At 67.1% G+C, this 16,870-nt stretch carries 13 protein-coding genes; 6 read left to right on the top strand and 7 right to left on the bottom strand.

What is annotated here, in order from left to right; translation table 11 throughout:
- The first annotated feature begins 137 nt into the window (after positions 1–137).
- On the top strand, positions 138–1,517 hold the full coding sequence (locus R2733_00825) for a pyridoxal-dependent decarboxylase (GenBank protein ID MEZ5375022.1): 1,380 nt from the start codon (positions 138–140) through the stop codon (positions 1,515–1,517).
- Positions 1,518–1,520: 3 nt separating this feature from the next.
- Here R2733_00825 and R2733_00820 read toward each other — a convergent pair whose 3' ends face one another.
- Positions 1,521–1,973 carry a MarR family transcriptional regulator gene (locus R2733_00820; GenBank protein MEZ5375021.1) on the bottom strand — a complete coding sequence of 151 codons (453 nt, stop codon included), beginning with the start codon at positions 1,971–1,973 and terminating at the stop codon, positions 1,521–1,523.
- Between the two features lie 120 nt (positions 1,974–2,093).
- On the opposite strand from R2733_00820, the gene R2733_00815 reads away from it, so the two are divergent.
- Positions 2,094–3,914, top strand: a complete 1,821-nt coding sequence (locus R2733_00815; protein ID MEZ5375020.1) for an ABC transporter ATP-binding protein — start codon at positions 2,094–2,096, stop codon at positions 3,912–3,914.
- A 10-nt stretch (positions 3,915–3,924) separates the two neighbouring features.
- Here the strand turns inward: R2733_00815 and R2733_00810 are convergent, their stop codons facing one another.
- The 3 genes from R2733_00810 to R2733_00800 are packed head-to-tail and all read right to left on the bottom strand — an operon-like array spanning position 3,925 to position 6,923.
- Positions 3,925–5,046 (bottom strand): hypothetical protein, encoded by a 1,122-nt coding sequence (locus R2733_00810; protein ID MEZ5375019.1) that lies wholly within the window; start codon positions 5,044–5,046, stop codon positions 3,925–3,927.
- Positions 5,047–5,092: 46 nt separating this feature from the next.
- Entirely contained in the window at positions 5,093–5,992 is a 900-nt protein-coding gene (locus R2733_00805) for an LLM class F420-dependent oxidoreductase (GenBank protein ID MEZ5375018.1), read from the bottom strand.
- Positions 5,982–6,923: a TauD/TfdA family dioxygenase gene (locus tag R2733_00800; GenBank protein MEZ5375017.1), complete on the bottom strand. Its 942-nt coding sequence runs from the start codon at positions 6,921–6,923 to the stop codon at positions 5,982–5,984. The genes R2733_00805 and R2733_00800 overlap by 11 nt, the downstream gene beginning before the upstream one ends.
- 135 nt (positions 6,924–7,058) lie before the next feature.
- Between R2733_00800 and R2733_00795 the strand changes: the two genes are divergently transcribed.
- From R2733_00795 to R2733_00785, 3 genes are all read left to right on the top strand, one after another.
- The gene (locus tag R2733_00795; GenBank protein ID MEZ5375016.1) at positions 7,059–8,459 is read left to right on the top strand and encodes an OB-fold domain-containing protein; all 1,401 of its coding nucleotides are present in this window, start codon (positions 7,059–7,061) and stop codon (positions 8,457–8,459) included.
- Between the two features lie 58 nt (positions 8,460–8,517).
- Positions 8,518–9,720 (top strand): acetyl-CoA acetyltransferase, encoded by a 1,203-nt coding sequence (locus tag R2733_00790; GenBank protein ID MEZ5375015.1) that lies wholly within the window; start codon positions 8,518–8,520, stop codon positions 9,718–9,720.
- 145 nt (positions 9,721–9,865) lie between these two features.
- Positions 9,866–11,320: a DUF3179 domain-containing (seleno)protein gene (locus tag R2733_00785; GenBank protein MEZ5375014.1), complete on the top strand. Its 1,455-nt coding sequence runs from the start codon at positions 9,866–9,868 to the stop codon at positions 11,318–11,320.
- 123 nt (positions 11,321–11,443) lie between these two features.
- On the opposite strand, the gene R2733_00780 is transcribed toward R2733_00785, so the two are convergent.
- The 3 genes from R2733_00780 to R2733_00770 form a co-directional block, all read right to left on the bottom strand.
- Positions 11,444–12,049 (bottom strand): phytanoyl-CoA dioxygenase family protein, encoded by a 606-nt coding sequence (locus tag R2733_00780; protein ID MEZ5375013.1) that lies wholly within the window; start codon positions 12,047–12,049, stop codon positions 11,444–11,446.
- Between the two features lie 214 nt (positions 12,050–12,263).
- Entirely contained in the window at positions 12,264–12,722 is a 459-nt protein-coding gene (locus R2733_00775) for a CoA-binding protein (protein ID MEZ5375012.1), read from the bottom strand.
- Positions 12,682–13,227, bottom strand: a complete 546-nt coding sequence (locus R2733_00770) for a nitroreductase/quinone reductase family protein (GenBank protein ID MEZ5375011.1) — start codon at positions 13,225–13,227, stop codon at positions 12,682–12,684. Before R2733_00770 ends, R2733_00775 begins: the two co-directional genes overlap by 41 nt.
- A 144-nt stretch (positions 13,228–13,371) precedes the next feature.
- On the opposite strand from R2733_00770, the gene R2733_00765 reads away from it, so the two are divergent.
- Positions 13,372–16,863 carry an indolepyruvate ferredoxin oxidoreductase family protein gene (locus R2733_00765; GenBank protein MEZ5375010.1) on the top strand — a complete coding sequence of 1,164 codons (3,492 nt, stop codon included), beginning with the start codon at positions 13,372–13,374 and terminating at the stop codon, positions 16,861–16,863.
- Positions 16,864–16,870: the final 7 nt, after the last annotated feature.

Below are 16,870 nucleotides of genomic sequence, written 5' to 3'. Positions count from 1 at the left end.
ACCGTTCTGTGCGTCAAACTCACCGCCCCCACCGTTCTGTGCGTCATTCTTCCCGCCTGCGGGAACTTCCACGCACAGTTCGGGATTGGCGGTGGGATTGACGCACAGAAGTGGGGAGGAGGGGTACGGTCGCGGGCATGCCGGGAATGCATACGTGGGACGAGAGCACGGATCTGTTCGCCCATTCGGTGATCGGCTACGCGATCGAACGACTGCGCGAACCGAAGGACACTCGCTGGGGAGCGATGCCGGCCGAACAGCTGGCCGAGGCCCTGGCCGGGTGTGTGTCGCCGTCGGGTGTCGGCGCTCATCGGGCGTTGGCGATCTTCCGCGACCAGCTGCTGCCGGCGTGTCGTCCGATGGACGACCCGATGAATCTGGCGTATGTCCCCACGGCGCCGACGAATGCGGCGGCCGTGTTCGATCTGGTCGTCAGCGCATCGTCGATCTTCGGTGGCGTGTGGGAGGCCGGGGCGGGTGCGATCGCGGCCGAGAACCAGGCGCTCGGTTGGCTGGCCGACCTGGCCGGCTATCCGGCAACGGCGGGCGGTACGTTCGTGAGTGGTGGATCGGCGGCGAATCTGTCGGCGCTCGTCACGGCTCGTTCGGCCTACCGGGAGCGCACCGGTTCGACCGGGCGGCTCTCGATCGCCGTCACGTGCGAAGCCCACGCATCGGTCCGGGCCACGGCGAACGTGATGGACGCCGGCCTGGTCGACGTGCAGATCGACGAGCGCGACCGGATGACCGGAGCGGCGCTACGAGCTGCCCTCGCCGCGGCTGACGAGGCCGGAGTCGAAGTGTTCGCCGTCGCAGCAACCGGTGGCACGACGAACGCCGGCGCGGTCGACGAACTCGACGCAATCGCCGATGTCTGCGAGGAGCGGGGTCTGTGGCTCCACGTCGATGGCGCCTACGGGCTTGCCGCTCTGTGCGCGCCGTCGGCACGCGCCACGTTCGCCGGGATCGAGCGATCGGACAGTTTCGGACTCGATCCCCACAAGTGGCTGTTCGCTCCCTACGACTGCGCTGCTCTGGTCTACCGCCAACCCGAGTTGGCCACTCGCGCCCACGCCCAACACGGTGACTACCTCGAAGAGGTCGACCGTTCGGAATGGAACCCGTCCGACTACGCCTACCACCTGTCTCGCCGGGCCCGGGGCCTGCCGCTGTGGTTCTCGCTGGCCACCTACGGCACCGACGCCTACGCCGATGCGATGGAGGCCACGCTCACGACTGCCCGGGCGTTTGCCGACGAGGTCGGAGCTCGACCCGGTCTCGAGCTGTTGCTCGAACCCGACCTCTCGGTCGTGCTCTTCCGCCGTGCCGACTTGTCGGCGAACGACACCAAGGCGTGGTGCGAGACGCACGCCCGTGCTGGTGACTACCTGATCGTCCCGACTCGCTTCAGGGGTGAGCAGTGCCTGCGGGTATGCATCGTCAATCCACGAACGACCATGGACAGCCTTCGGGTCATTCTCGACGATCTCGAGTCGGTGCCGGCGACCGACCTCTGACGATCAAGCCCGGTGGTGGTGTGGTGGAGCCAGTGCATCGAGCTTTCGCAGCAGCTCCAGGAGCGCGACCTGGTCCGTCGAGCTGAGCCCTCGAACCAACGCTGCGCCGGCGTTGCGGCGGCGTGACCGTAGCTCTCGCATCAATGACCGACCCTCCTCGCTGAGCTCGACCGTCACTGCACGACGATCGTTGGGGTCATCGCAACGTTCGACCAGGCCCCGTTCGGCGAGTTCGTCGACCACCGACGTGGCCGATCGACGGGCGACTCGCAGACGGTCGGCCAGTTCGCTCATCCGGATCGGTGTCTCCGCCCGTCCGATGATGCGCAGCGCTCTGGCCAGCGCAGGTGTGATCCCCAGCGGCTCGAACTGGGCACGGGCCGTATGGCGCATGCGCCTGCTCAAGTGTTCGAGGTGCTCAGCAATTTCCGCGCTCACGGGAATAGATTCGGCCATGTAGTGAGTTTAACTCATTATGAGGTAGACACATCGATTGCCTTCCGAACCCCTTTGCTCGACCCCAACGGAGACAACATGCCACGACCCGGACGCTCCCTTTCACAAGACCGCTCCGTGATGAACCATCGGCTCGCGCCCGGCACCTACGCCCGTGTCGTGCGATTCGCCCAGCCCTATCGGCGCATGATCGCGGGCTTCCTTGCACTCGTCGTCGCCTCGTCGTTGTTGGGCGCAGCGACACCACTGGTCCTCAAGGCGATCATTGACGACGGCATCACGCCGGGAAGGACCGACCTCGTCGTGTGGCTGAGCCTTCTCGTCGGTGCGCTCGCCGTTGCCACGGCCGTCATCGAGATCGTGCAGCGTTGGCTGTCGGCCCGGATCGGCGAGGGGCTGATCGCCGATCTCCGCTCGCAGGTGTTCGATCACGTCCAACGCATGCCGATCGGGTTCTTCAGCCGAGCCGAGACCGGAGCGCTCGTCACCCGGCTGAACTCCGACGTGCAGGGCGCACAGCAGGCATTCACCTCGACTCTGTCGAACGTCGTGGGCAACGTCATCGGCGTTGCCGCCACGATCACGGCCATGCTCGTGCTGTCGTGGCAGATCACGTTGCTCGCTCTGGGCCTACTCCCGTTGTTCGTGCTCCCCGCTCGGTGGACCGGCGACCGACTGTCGAAGATCACAAGGGAGCGATATCGGCTCAACGGCGAGATGGGTCAGATGATGACCGAACGGTTCAACGTGTCGGGCGCCATGGTGGTCAAGCTCTTCGGTCGTCCCGATGACGAGTCGGCAGCGTTCGCCAAGCGGACCAATCGAGTCCGAGACATCGGCGTCACCGCTGCCATGTATCAGCGGATCGTCATGACCTCACTCGGGCTCCTTGCCTCGCTCGCCGTCGCCATGGTGTACGGCGTCGGCGGCGTCATGGCGGCCGCCGGGTCGCTCGGCATCGGCACGCTGGTCGCTCTCACCGCCTACCTCAACCGGCTCTACGGCCCGCTCACCGCCCTGTCGAATGTGCAGGTCGACGTCATGACCACGATGGTGAGCTTCGAGCGAGTGTTCGAGGTGCTCGACCTGGAACCGATGATCGTCGACGCCGAGGAGCCGGTGTTGGTTCCGGGCGGCAACGTGGCCGTCGAGTTCGACTCGGTCGAGTTCCGGTATCCCAATGCGGCCGAGGTGTCGCTCGCGTCGCTCGAGGGCGTCGCTCGCCTCGATCATCGTGACAGCGAGCAGGTGCTCCACGGCATCTCGCTCCGGGTCGAGCCCGGGCAGACCCTGGCACTGGTCGGTCCATCGGGCGCCGGCAAGTCCACGATCGCCGGACTGGTCTCGCGTCTCTACGACCCGACCGGTGGCAGTGTGCGCATCGGTGGCATCGACCTACGCGACTCGACGCTCGCCAGCGTCGGGGCCGCCGTCGGTGTCGTGTCGCAGGACGTGCACCTGTTCCACGAAACGTTGGCGTCGAACCTGCGCTACGCGAAGCCTTCGGCGACCGACGACGACCTCGAGGCGGCGCTCCGTGCCGCACAGATCTGGGACGTCGTCGATCGCCTTCCTGACGGTGTCGACACGGTGGTCGGCGATCGGGGTCACCGACTCTCCGGCGGCGAGAAGCAGCGCATCGCTATCGCCCGCCTGCTGTTGAAGGATCCGTCGGTGGTCATCCTCGACGAGGCGACCGCTCACCTGGACGCCAACTCGGAGACACTCGTCCATGCCGCGCTCGATCAAGCCCTGGAAGGTCGCACGTCGATCGTGATCGCCCACCGCTTGGCCACCGTTCGCAAGGCGGATCAGATTGCCGTGGTCGACGGCGGTCGCATCGTCGAACTCGGCACCCACGACGAACTGGTCGCCGCCGAAGGTCTGTACGCCGAGCTGTGTCGGACCCAGTTCGTCGCTGAACCGTTGGCGGCTGCCTGACGGACCGACGTCAGCCGGCAAAGCCGTCGAGCGCGCCCGTGAGCCCCGACGGCGAATGGGGACCGATGGCGATCTGCTCGAGCACGCCGATGCCGGTCTTCGTCCCATCGCTGGTGGTCACGATCTGCTGCACGTGGACGTTCTCAGGTCGGAGCGGGTCGATCTCGGTCGGTTCGTAGACCTCGTAGCCCAGCTCGAGTTCGCCCTTCCACATGCCCTGGCGCCACGTGGGGTGGCCGTAGCCAAGGCCCTTCATGTAGAAGACCAGCTGCGGCTCCATGGCGATCGTGCGCTTGCTGCCATCCAGCCGGATCAGGTCGATCTCGGCGTACTTGGCCAGTCGCGTGCCCGGGTGATAGTCGACCCGATGGACGGCGGTGAGCATGCGAGTGTCGGTGTCCTCGAGCGACGCCGGGATGTCGGCCTCGCTGGCGAACAACGGGGCTTCGATGCCTTCGCGAATCAGCGGTTCGCCCTTGGCCCCGTCGAAGAAGATGGCGTGCGACACGTGGTCGTCCCAGATCAGCGGGGCCCATAGGAAGAAGAACGAGCGGGGCCGAGCCGGGGCGCCGGCCGTGTCGGGTTCGCCAACCGGACGGATGCCCCACGAGCGGTCCTTGGTGCCGTGCCACTCGTCGACCGTGAACTCACCGTCGGGGTGTTGGACCGTTCCGGTCCAGCGGCCGAACTGGTCGAACCGGGTGGCATCCATGAACCGTCGAGCGCCCTGCCACAGGGTCTGGCGCCCTTCCTGGATGCCGGAGGTCCGGGCCGAGAAGGTGAGGTCGCAGGCCACGCCGGTGTCGTTGTCCTCCAGCACCACTCGGGTTCGCCGCAACGGCTCGACCACCTCGATGCGAAACGGGCCCACTCGCATGTCGGTCCGCTCCAGCGGCGCATTGCGGGAGGCGAAGAACGCGTGCTGGCGGCCTCCCTTGGACACGCAGCTGAACGCGCAGTCCATGACGCCACGGTGGGGATAGATCGCCATCCCGATCCCGAAGTACGACGACGCATCGGCGCTGTAGCCGTTGAACCAGGTGCGGTCGTAGGCGTTGCGATCGGTGGTTGCCAGTTGGGCGACCGGTTCCGGGGTCTGGTGGATCGGGTAGTCGTCGAGCGCGTTCAACATGGCCGTGATCCTGTCACTTCGCGGCCGCCAGTTCGAACCGACGCGGTCAGCCGAGCAGTGCCTCGGCCAGCGCGCGATACGACGCCACCGGCACCTCGGTCGTCTCGACCAGGACCTGGATGCAGACGTGGTCGGCACCGGCGTCGAGGTGTTCACGGATGCGGGGGACGACGTCGTCGACACTGCCCCACGGCACGATCGCATCGACGAGCCGGTCACTCACGTCGGCGATGTCGGCTTCGGTGAACCCCAGCCGTTGCAGATTGTTGGTGTAGTTCGGCAGCTGCAGATAGCGGGCCATGTTCTTGCGGGCGATGCGCCGGGCCACCTCGGCGTCAGTCTCGATGACCACCATCTGCTCCGGGGCGAGGAACTTGTTGGGGCCCATCACGTTGCGCGCGATCACGGTGTGGTCGGGCGTCGTGAAGTACGGGTGGGCACCGTCGGCCTTCTCGGCCGCCAACGCCAGCATTTTCGGGCCGAGAGCCGCCAGGACGCGTGGCGGTCGACCCTCGCGGGCGAGGCCGGCGAACGGCGTGGCGTCCATAGCGTCGAGATGCGCCGCCATGTCTTTCAGCGGTGTCGAGTAGTCGAGCTTGCGGACGCCCTCGACCAGCGGCGCGTGGCTGACGCCGAGCCCGAGGAGGAACCGACCAGGGAAGGCCTCGTCGAGCGTACGGGCGGCCGCCATCGTGGTGATCGGGTGGCGGGCGTAGGTCTGGGCGATGCCGGTTGCGACCGCCATGCGGTCACACGCCGACAGCCACATCGCCGCCGACACGAAGGGCTCTCTTCCGGTCGACTCCGGTCGCCACAGGCAACCCCATCCCATTTCGTCGAGCTCGGCGACGATTTCGAGCACTCGACTCGTTGGGTGCAGGTCGACGAGCCCGCTCCAGATCCCGAAGGTGCCGATGTCGATCGGACTGGTGAGTTCAGCGGGCATCGAGTGTCATCCCTTCGTTGGTGGCGGCCGCGGTTGGCGGTTCGTCGCACAGCACCGACACCCGTTCGCCGTATCGGGAATGCGGGTAGTAGTCCCACACTGCGTGGTGCTGGGTGCGACGGTTGTCCCAGAGCGTCAGCGTGTTGGGCCGCCATTCGACACGGGCATGGAGACGGGGAGTGGTGGCGATGAAGTCGTAGAGCGATTCGAGCAACGCCTTGCTCTCCCAGCGGTGCATCCCGACGATGTGCGAAGTGAACGCGCTGTTCACGTAGAGCAGCTTCTGTCCGGTGACGGGGTGGCGGGCGATGACCGGATGTTCGTTGCGGGGATACCCACCCTCTGGTGGAGTCGACTTGTACGACCCGACGTAGGGGATGGCACCGTCGTGGATCGCAGTGAGGCCCTCGAGGAAGTTGCGCATCGTGGGTGACAGCAGTTCGTAGGCCAACGCCATGTCGGCGTACAGCGTGTCGCCGCCACCGCACTCGGGTGTCTCGGTGATGTAGAGGGCCGAGACGAACGGTGGGTTGGCATCGCAGGTCACGTCGGCGTGCCAGCCGTCACCTGCGGTGTAGGGCGAATCGGCGGTGGTCTTCACGATCAACAGCTCGGGGTCTTGGTTGCGTGCGAAGTTCATCGGGTGCACGTGGAGCTTGCCGAAGTGTCGCCCGACCGCCTTGTGCTGTTCGCGATCGATGACCTGGTCTCGGAACACCAACACGCCCCAGTCGGCAAGCGCCTGCTCGACGTCGGCAAGCGTTGTGGGATCGAGCGGTACCGACAGATCGACGCCGATGATCTCCGCTCCGAGGTGGGGCGTGAGTGTCGTGACGGCAAAGGTGTCGTAGGCAGTCCTGGGTGAGGCGACGGCGCCCGGGCGAGGCGAGCGGGTCGAGGCCGGCGTGGTGGTGGTGTCGGTCATGGCCATGACGCGGACGCTAGTACGCCGCATCGAAGCGGGCGATCCCGTCGTGGCGGTGTGTCCGGCTGGACCCGAAATGCACTCCGCAGCGGTCGGGCGGTAGTGTCGCGGGCGTCACATCGACCTCTGCGAGGAGCACACGTGCGAGGACTCATCGGCTACGGGACCTACCTCCCTCACCATCGGCTGCAGCGCAGCGCCATCACGGCGGCGCTCGGGAGTGGCGGCGGTCGCGGCACCCGCACGGTCGCCGGCTTCGACGAAGACGCAACCTCGATGTCGGTCGAGGCGGCCCGCGCCCTGATGCGCACGGTCGACGTCACCCCCGACACCCTCACCTTCGTCTCCACCACGCCGCCCTACCTCGACAAGACCAACGCCAACGTGATCCACGCGGCGTTGCGCCTGCCGTCGGCCTCGATGGCTGGCGACGCCGGGGGATCCCCCCGGTCACTGTCGCTCGCCCTGCGGTCAGCGCTCGAAGGCCGCCGCCCGGCGCTCGTCGTGTCGTCCGACGTCCGCACCGGTCGTCCCTCTTCGGCCGATGAGGCCAATGGAGGAGACGCCGCCGTCGCCCTCATGATCGGCAGCGACGACGACGGTCCCGTGATCGCCGAGTGGCTCGGCGGTGCCTCGTCGACCGCCGAGTTCCTCGAGCGCTGGCGCCTGCCGGGCTGGGACCACTCACGAGTGTGGGAGGACCGCTTCGGCGAGCATGTCTACCTGCCGCTCGTCACCGAGGCTGCCGACGCCGCCTTCAAGGAGTGCCAGCTCGAACCCGACGACATCAACCTCGTCGTGGTCGCCGGGCTCCATGCCCGGGCCGCCCGTGGTGCGGCCAAGGCCGCCGGCGTCGGTGCGTCCGCCATGGTCGATGACCTGTCGGCCACCGTCGGCAACACCGGAACACCCCAGCCCATGCTGCTGCTCGCTTCTGCGCTCGACACCGCAACACCGGGCACCACCGTAATGGTGATCAACCTGGCCGACGGCTGCGACGTCAACTTCTTCCGCGCCACCGACGCCATCGCGAACTACACGCCCAGCCTCACCGTCGCCCTGCAGATCGAGTCGGGCGACGACTCACTCGACTACGCCAAGTTCCTCACGTGGCGAGGCTTCCTCGATCGCGAACCACCACGCCGACCCGATCCCGTCGGACCAGCGGCGCCACCTTCGTTCCGTTCGGAGAACTGGAAGTACGCCTTTGTCGGGTCGAAGGATCGCACCTCCGGCGCCATCCACCTTCCGCCCCAGCGGGTGTCGGTCAAGGGTGGAGCGGTCGACGACATGGAACTCGTCCCGATGGCCGACGTGCTCGGCACCGTCGCCACCTTCACCATCGACCGCCTGGCCTACTCGCTGTCGCCGCCCACCATCGCCGTGGTCGTCGACTTCGATGGAGGCGGTCGCTTCAACTGCGCACTCGCCGATGCCTCCGAGGTCAAGATCGGCGACCGGGTGCAGATGACCTTCCGTCGGATGACCACCGCCGACGACATCCACAACTACTTCTGGAAGGCCAAGCCCGTCCAGGGCTAGCCCGCCGCAAACGACACGCAGAACACACCACACGAGAACGCTGACAAAGGGGAATCACATGGGATCACGAGGCATCAAGGATCAGGTCGCCATCGTCGGGATGGGGTGCACGCCATTCGGTGAGCACTGGGACTCGGGGGTCGACGACATGCTCGTCGACGCGGCACAGGCGGCGTACTCCTCAGCCGGCATCAAGCAGGACGACGTCGATGCCTTCTGGTTCGGCACGATGGGCTCGGGCATCTCGGGCCTCACCCTCAGCCGGGCACTGAAGATCGACTACAAGCCGGTCACCCGGGTCGAGAACATGTGCGCCACCGGCTCCGAGGCGTTTCGAAACGCCGCCTACGCCGTGGCCTCCGGCGCCTACGACCTCGTCATGGCGATCGGTGTGGAGAAGCTCAAGGACAACGGCATGTCCGGTCTCGTCATGCCGCCGATCCCCGACGACGGCACGAGCGCGGAGCTGACCGCCCCGGCCATGTTCAGCCTCCTGGCACCGGCCTACTCCCGCAAGTACGGGGTCGACGAGGACGAGATGAAGGACGTCCTCACTCGGATCGCGTGGAAGAACCACTACAACGGCGCCCGCAACGAGCGAGCCCAGTTCCGCAAGGAAGTGGGCAAGGACACCATCTGCAACGCGCCGCTGATCGCCGGCCAGCTCGGCATCTTCGACTGCTCGGGCGTGTCCGATGGTTCGGCGGCTGCGATCTTGTGCCGAGCCGAGGACGCCCACAAGTACACCGACAACCCGCTGTACGTGAAGGCGTTGGCCTTCACCGCAGGCCCTGCGGCCGGGCCGATTGATCCCGACTACGACTACACCACCTTCAACGAGGTGGCGGCCTGTGCGACCGACGCCTACGCCCAGGCCGGGATCACCAACCCGCGGGCCGAACTGGCCATGGCCGAGGTGCACGACTGCTTCACCCCGACCGAGCTGGTCCTCATGGAAGACCTCGGGTTCGCCGAGCGTGGCATGGGTTGGAAGGAAGTCATGGCCGGCACCTACGACTTGCAGGGTGAGCTGCCGGTCAACCCCGACGGTGGTCTCAAGAGCTTCGGCCACCCGATCGGCGCCTCCGGTCTGCGCATGCTCTTCGAGTGCTGGCTCCAGCTTCGCCAAGAAGCACCGCCCGAGCGCCAGATCTCGAGCGTCACCGAAGCGGGCAAGAAGCTGGCCATGACCCACAACCTCGGCGGCGCCCCCGGCGAGTGTGTGAGCTTCGTCTCGATCGTCGGCAGCGAATTGGGCTGACCCCCCCGGGGGGTCCACTCCGTCCGTGCGCAACTCTGGCGCTGGGAGCCTCGTTTTGATGCTCCCAGTGCCAACGTTGCTGCGTTTTGGCGCAGTTCGGCGGTGGTGACCGCAGGCGCTGGCCGTTGTCTGCTGGAATGCCAGCATGCAGCGCCTGGCGATCACCTTGGTGGCAGTCGCGGTCACGCTGGCCGCTTGCTCCGACCCGTCCTCCGATGCCGACAACGAGGCGACCGCGACCACGGCCGCGACAGTGGCACCCGACGCGGCCGGCATCGACGACGATCTCGGTGACGAGGCGACCAGTCTCGAGATCGCCGCCGAACCACGAACGTTCGGTCCGGCTCCCGAGGCACCGGACGGGCCGCTGGACCCTGCGCTGGTCGACGCGGCACGGGTGGTGATCGCACAGCGTGAGATCGAGCAGCGGTTCGACGCCAATACCGACGAGGCGCTCGCCACGATCGGTGCCTCCGGCGATCCGCGTATGGCGTGGTGGCTGACCGACCTGCTGAGGGTGACGGCCAGCCGAGAGACCGCCACCGCCATTGCCGGTGCGTTCGAGGCACTGACCGGCGTGACGATCGAGCCGTTCACCGGCTGGCCCGATGCGGTTGACCACCTGATTGCTTGGGATGTTCCCGCACCGCCGGAGTACCTCGAGCTCAAGCGCCCCCTGTATCTCTCGATCGACCAGCGATGGCAGCCACTCATGCCGGACGACAGCGCGATCGATTGGCGCCTGGTGTCGTGGGGTGGCGTGCTGGTCGACGATCGCCCGTACGGCGAAACCGACTCCCCGTGCGATTGCATCCCCGCAGCCGATGACCCGGCCGTCACCGACGCAGCCACCGGCGACGAATGGCTCGAGGACGACACGGTCGTCTTCGGGATCGAGATCGACGGCAAAGCTCGCGCCTACCCCCGCTCGATCATGGAGGTGCGCGAGATGGTGAACGACACCCTCGGTGGCCGTGACTTCGCCATGCCCTACTGCACCCTCTGTGGCTCGTCTCAGGTCTTTTTCACAGACGGCGCCGACGGGTTCGAACGGCCGGTGATGCGAACCTCGGGCCTGCTGTCACGGTCGAACAAGGTGATGTACGACGTCCGCACGAACTCGGTGTTCGACACGTTCCTCGGTGCGGCGGTGAGTGGGCCGCTGTGGGAAGCGGGAGTGGTGCTGCCGCAGCACAGCGTCATCGTGACCACGTGGGCAGAGTGGAAGGCGGATCACCCCGACACCACGGTGCTCGCCATCGAGGAGGCGCTCGGCCGTCCCGACAGCGATCTGCGGAACACCCGAGACGCCGACGGGCCGATCTTCCCGATCGGAGAAGTCGACGACCGCATGCCGGTGCAGGCGAGTGTGCTCGGTGTCGTCGCCCCTGACGGCACGCCGATCGCGTTCGACGCAGCGCAGGCGCGGAAGGCACTCGAACAGGGCGACACCGTGTCGACGCTCGGCATCAGCCTCGTGCTCGACGGCGGCGGTTTGCGGGCCGTCGATGTCGATGGCAACGACGTCCCGAGCCACGAGGCGTTCTGGTTCGCCTGGTCACAGTTCCATCCTCAGACCGATCTCTGGCCCGAGTCCTGACTGCCGTCCCGCCTGAACTGTCCACACTGAAGCCCAATCCAGCGAACTGTCGACACTGGAGCTCAGTTCCGGGCTTCAGTGCGGACAGTTCGGCGAGATGGGCTTCATCGTCGACGGTTGGTGTCAGGTCCGCCAGATCACCTGCAGCGCAGGGCGCTCGAACGCCGACTGGTTGGTGGTGCCCGAGTGCAGGAGATGGCCCGAGAAGACGAATGCTGTTCCCGCTGCGCCGGTGAGCGTGATCTCGTCGGTATGGGTGTCGAGTGAGCCGGCTCGGCGCTGCAGGTCGGGGCGCCGGTGGCTACCAGGGATCAGCCGGGTCGCACCGTTGTCGGTGGTGAACGCGGTCAGCGCGACGATCGCCGTGGCGATCGTGTTCGACGCCGGCTGCATCCGAGGCAGGTCGTCGGCGTGGAGCTGCTGACTGCCGAATGACGGCTGCGGGCTCCGGTAGGCCACTTCGACGCGCCGGAAGGTCGGCCCGAGGATCGCAGCGACCACGTCGACCAGCGCCGGCCGCTCGACCAGCGAGGCCACGAACTCGCTCCGGCGATCGAGGTCAGCGAGGTGTTGCGTGCCGCCGTGCGGTCGGTCTCTGGCATCACGTTCGTGCGCCGGCAACGCCAGGAGTCGCCGACAGATTGCCAGGGTCTCGGCGATGTCGTCGCTCGAGAGCAGCTCGGACACCACCGCCCACCCCGCCTCGTTGTCGTAGCGGTCAGGGTGCATCAGCCCACCTTCGCACAGTGAGACATCCCAGCGTGTTGCTCGACCGAACTGTCGACACTGGAGCTCATCCCAGCGAACTGTCGACACTGGAGCTCAGATCCGGGCTTCAGCGTGGACAGTTGGGCGAGGTGGGCTTCAGCGTCGACGGTTGGGTGCCGGGTTGAGTTGGGTTGCGTCGGGTCTGGTCGTGTCGGGTGGTGTCGGGACGGTGGTGTCAGGTCGTGGCGAAGCGGTGGCTCACGAGGCGGCGGTGGAGGCGATGGATGAAGCCGGTGCCGGCGAGGAACATGAGCGGGCACGCGCCGTCGATGACCTCGAGCCCACGCTCCCGGCCGATGGCGACGGCCTCTTCGGTGACCGAGCCGGTCCCCGCACCCTTGTGCAGCCACACCTGCTCGATGCCACGGTCGGCGCACTCGGCGACGAGCCGGGCGGACTCGGCGGGCGGGAGCATGATGATCGCCCGGTCGATGTCGGGGAGGTCGGCGACGGAGCGGAATGCCGGCACGCCCTCGACATGGTCGGCGTGGGGGTTCACCGGGACGACCTCATAGCCCGTCTTCTGGAGCTCTCGGAAGACCACGTTGGCGAACTTCTTCGGATCACGTGACACCCCGATCAGCGCCATGCGGTCAGTGTCCAAGAAGCGGTCGATCGCGACTCGTGTCGGCATTGGTTCCTCCTTCGGTTGCTCCGGGTCGAGGGCGACGAGCAGCTCGCTCGCGAGGCTCGAACACCACAACGGCGGTTTGGTTCGGGCGGCGAGCGGCGAAGTCGTCGAGCCCCTTGTCGGTTTCGCGCCAGCGAGCCCAGAGCCGTTCGCGTTCGGCACCACGGGCAGCGCGACCAGTGAGCAGGCGTTCCCCGCCGACGATCTCGACGCGAGCGTCGGGGTTGGCCTGGAGGTTCAACCACCACGCCGGCTCCTCCGGTGCCCACCCGTTCATGGCGAGGGCGACGAGGTTCGGTCCGTCCTCGAAGTAGCCGACCATGACGGTGCGCTCCTCGCCGGAACGACGGCCGATGGTGGTGAGTCGAGCTGCGCCCCAGCCGCCGGGCTTGGGTCGCCAGAGACCGAGTCGGCCGCCGGTCAGGCGGACCACCGCCCGATGGACCTTCCAGAACGTCGTCACGAACCACCGCGGCGGAAGCCGTGCGGGTTTGTTCGAGCCGGGCATGGGTACTCCTTCCACCCTGTCCTGTGGTTCGACCGTACTGCGACGGCGCGATCGGCACCGGAGTCCAACGACCCTTCGTGCGCCGGCTCCCTGCCCCCGACCGACGCTGGCTCGGCTGCTAACGTCGCAACAAGGAGAGTCGCCATGACTGATCTGCAGAAGCGTTCCTACCGCATCCAAGACCGGTACGAGCACGACTCGGGTCGCGTGATCCTCACCGGTGTGCAGGCGCTCGCCCGGCTGCCGATCGAGCAGCTTCGCGCCGATCGCCGCGACGGCCGCAACACCGCAGCGTTGTTCACCGGGTACCAGGGTTCACCGCTCGGAGGGATGGGCGAGGAGGCGGCCCGGGCCGCGAAGCTCGCCCCCGATCTGCCGATCGTGGTCCGGCCCGGCGGCAACGAGGAACTGGCGGCCACGGCGGTGATGGGCTCACAGCTTGCGTCCTCGCAACCCGATGCCCGCTACGACGGCGTCGTCGGTATCTGGTACGGCAAGGCCCCCGGCGTCGATCGAGCGATGGATGCGCTCCGTCACGGGGTCTACGCCGGAACGTCTCGCTGGGGCGGCGCCGTGGCGCTGGTGGGTGACGACCCCAACGCCAAGAGCTCGACCATTCCGTCGTCGTCGGCGGGCGTCGTGGCCGACATGCACATGCCGCTGCTCTATCCCGGCGACCCGGCGGAAGTCCTCGATCTCGGGCGCCACGCGATTGCGTTGTCGAGATTCAGCGGTCTGTGGAGCGCCATCAAGATCGTGGCCGACGTGGCCGACGGCATGACGTCGGTCGATCTCGCCCCCGACCGAGTCCAGCCGATCGCTCCCGACGGGTTCGACGAGGCCACCCGCCGTCGACCGAGTGGCCGGTTGCTCACGCCGTACACCGTCGAACTCGAGCAGGAGATCTACGACGTCCGGTACCCGCTGGCCGTGAGCTATGCCTCCAAGAACGGCCTCAATCAGACCACCGTCGACCCGAGCGATGCGTGGATCGGCATCGCAGCATCGGGCATCACGTACCGCGAGGTGCGTGAGGCGCTGACTCGGCTCGGGCTGGTGAGTGACCACGACATCGCCGCTGCCGGCATCCGCCTGCTGCGCATGCAGATGCCCATTCCATTCGACCCCGAGACGATCCGCACGTTCGCCCGCGGGGTCGACACGCTCGTGGTGGTCGAGGAGAAGCAGCCGTTCGTCGAGGCACTGATCATGCAGAGCCTCTACACCTCGTCGCATCGCCCGATGGTGCTGGGCAAGCACGACGCCCACGGCCAGCCCCTGTTTCGCACCTACGGTCACCTCGATGCCGACCTCATCATCGACCCGTTGCGCCGAGTCTTGGCCGAGCGGATCGGTGATCGGCTGGTGCCGGAGAAACCGGAGCGTCAGCGGATCCCGGTCAACGTCGGCTCGACCCGTTCGCCGTACTACTGCTCCGGGTGCCCGCACAATCGCAGCACCCAGGTGCCCGACGGATCGCTCGTCGGCGCCGGCATCGGGTGCCACACGATGGCGCTGTTCATGGATCCCGAGCGAGTCGGCGACATCGCCGGCATCACCTGCATGGGCAACGAGGGCACCCAGTGGATCGGCATGGCCGACTTCGTCGAGCGCGATCATCTGATCCAGAACCTCGGCGACGGCACGTACTTCCACAGCGGCCAACTCGCGATCCAGGCGGCACGAGCCGCCGGCGTGAACATCACCTACAAGCTGCTCTACAACGGCACGGTCGCGATGACCGGCGGCCAGGATCCCCAGGGCCAGCTGTCGGTGAGTCGGGTGGTGAGGATGCTCCAGGCCAGTGGGGTGTCTCGTGTCCTGGTCACCACCGACGAGCCCGACAAGTACGAGCGGGGCGAGCTGCCTCGTGGCGTCGAGGTCTGGGATCGGTCGCGGCTGCTCGAAGCCCAGGAGATGTTGGCCACCGTCCCCGGGGTCACCGTGTTGATCCACGACCAGCGTTGCGCCGCCGAACTGCGGCGTGACCGTAAGCGGGGCAAGGTGGTCGCACCGACCCAGCGGGTGGTCATCAACCCCCGGATCTGCGAGGGTTGCGGCGATTGCGGCCAGGTGAGCAACTGCCTGTCGGTCCAGCCGATCGACACGCCATTCGGGCGCAAGACCACCATCGACCAGTCGACGTGCAATCTCGACTTCTCGTGCCTCGAGGGCGATTGCCCCTCGTTCATGACCGTGGAACTCGACGAGTCGCCAACGACCGGTGTGATCGACGGGTTCACACCGCCGACGGTTCCCGAGCCCGTGCTGGCTGTGCCCAGCGATCACTTCGCCATGCGGATCACCGGGATCGGTGGCACCGGGATCGTCACCGTCGCGCAGATCATCGGCACGGCAGGCATGCTCGATGGCTACACGGTCACCGGCCTCGATCAGATCGGCCTGTCGCAGAAGGCCGGACCGGTGGTGAGCGACGTTCGCCTGTCTCGCATCGGTGCCGATGCCACGAATCGTCTCGGTCGTGAGCAGGCCGACCTGCTGCTCGCTTGCGACCAGCTGGTGGCGGCCACCGACCGAGCGCTCGACGTGTGTGAGGCTGGGCACACCATCGTGGTCGGATCGACGGCTTCGACACCGACCGGGGAGATGATCCTGCACCCCGACCTTCACCTGGCGTCGGCCGAACGGCTGGCCGAGGTGATCGCCACCGAGACCGATGCGACGAAGCATGTCTGGGCCGATGCCGAGCAGATCACCACGGCGCTGTTCGGCGATGCCGTGACGGCCAACAGTTTTGTCGTCGGGATGGCCGTGCAGGCCGGCGCCATCCCCGTGTCGACCGAGTCGCTGGAGCAAGCCATCGAACTCAACGGGGTGGCGGTCGAGAAGAACCTCGCTGCGTTCCGCTGGGGCCGGGCCCACGCTGCCGACCCGGAGTCGACGGCGCACCTTCGCTCGACCGACGCCGAGGGCCGACCCGCACTCCCTGCATCGCTTGCTCGTCGGGTGGAAACGCTCGACGCCACGACCGGACTGGGTGATCTGCTCGCACGGCTCACGGATGACCTCATTGGATTCCAGGACGTCGAGACGGCGTCCGCGTATCTCGACGTGGTCGAGCGGGTGGCGAACAGCGATGGCAGTCTTGGGTCGACCTATGAGTTGACACGGACGGTGGCGGTCAACCTGCACAAGCTCACGGCGTACAAGGACGAGTACGAGGTGGCCCGTCTGATGCTGCTCGATGAGGGTCTGGCCGAGGCCCGTCGGCTGGCCGGTGCCTCCGGCTCGATCAGCTACCGGCTGCATCCGCCGATGCTGCGAGCGTTGGGGATGAAAGAGAAGCTATCGATCCCCGTCAAGGGGGCGCCGGCCCTCGCCGTGCTGGCGAAGGGCAAGCGACTGCGGGGCACCAAGCTCGACCCGTTCCGGTTCCCCGAGGTTCGCCGGATCGAACGAGAGCTGCCGGGTGAGTACCGCACGACGATCGACGAGCTGGTGGCCGGGGTCGACGAGACCACCTACGACCTGGCCACCGAGATCGCCGGCCTGCCCGATCACGTTCGGGGCTACGAGGAACTCAAGGTCCGTCGAGCGGCCACCTATCGCTCACGAACGGCGGCGCTCATGCGTCGCTTCCGAGAACTGACCACCCGACCGACCAGCACGACCTGAACAGCCA

The sequence above is a fragment of the Acidimicrobiales bacterium genome (assembly GCA_041394265.1).
Taxonomy (GTDB): domain Bacteria; phylum Actinomycetota; class Acidimicrobiia; order Acidimicrobiales; family SZUA-35; genus JBBQUN01.
Note: the sequence above shows the minus strand (reverse complement) of the source record. Positions and strands in the feature narration are given on the sequence as shown.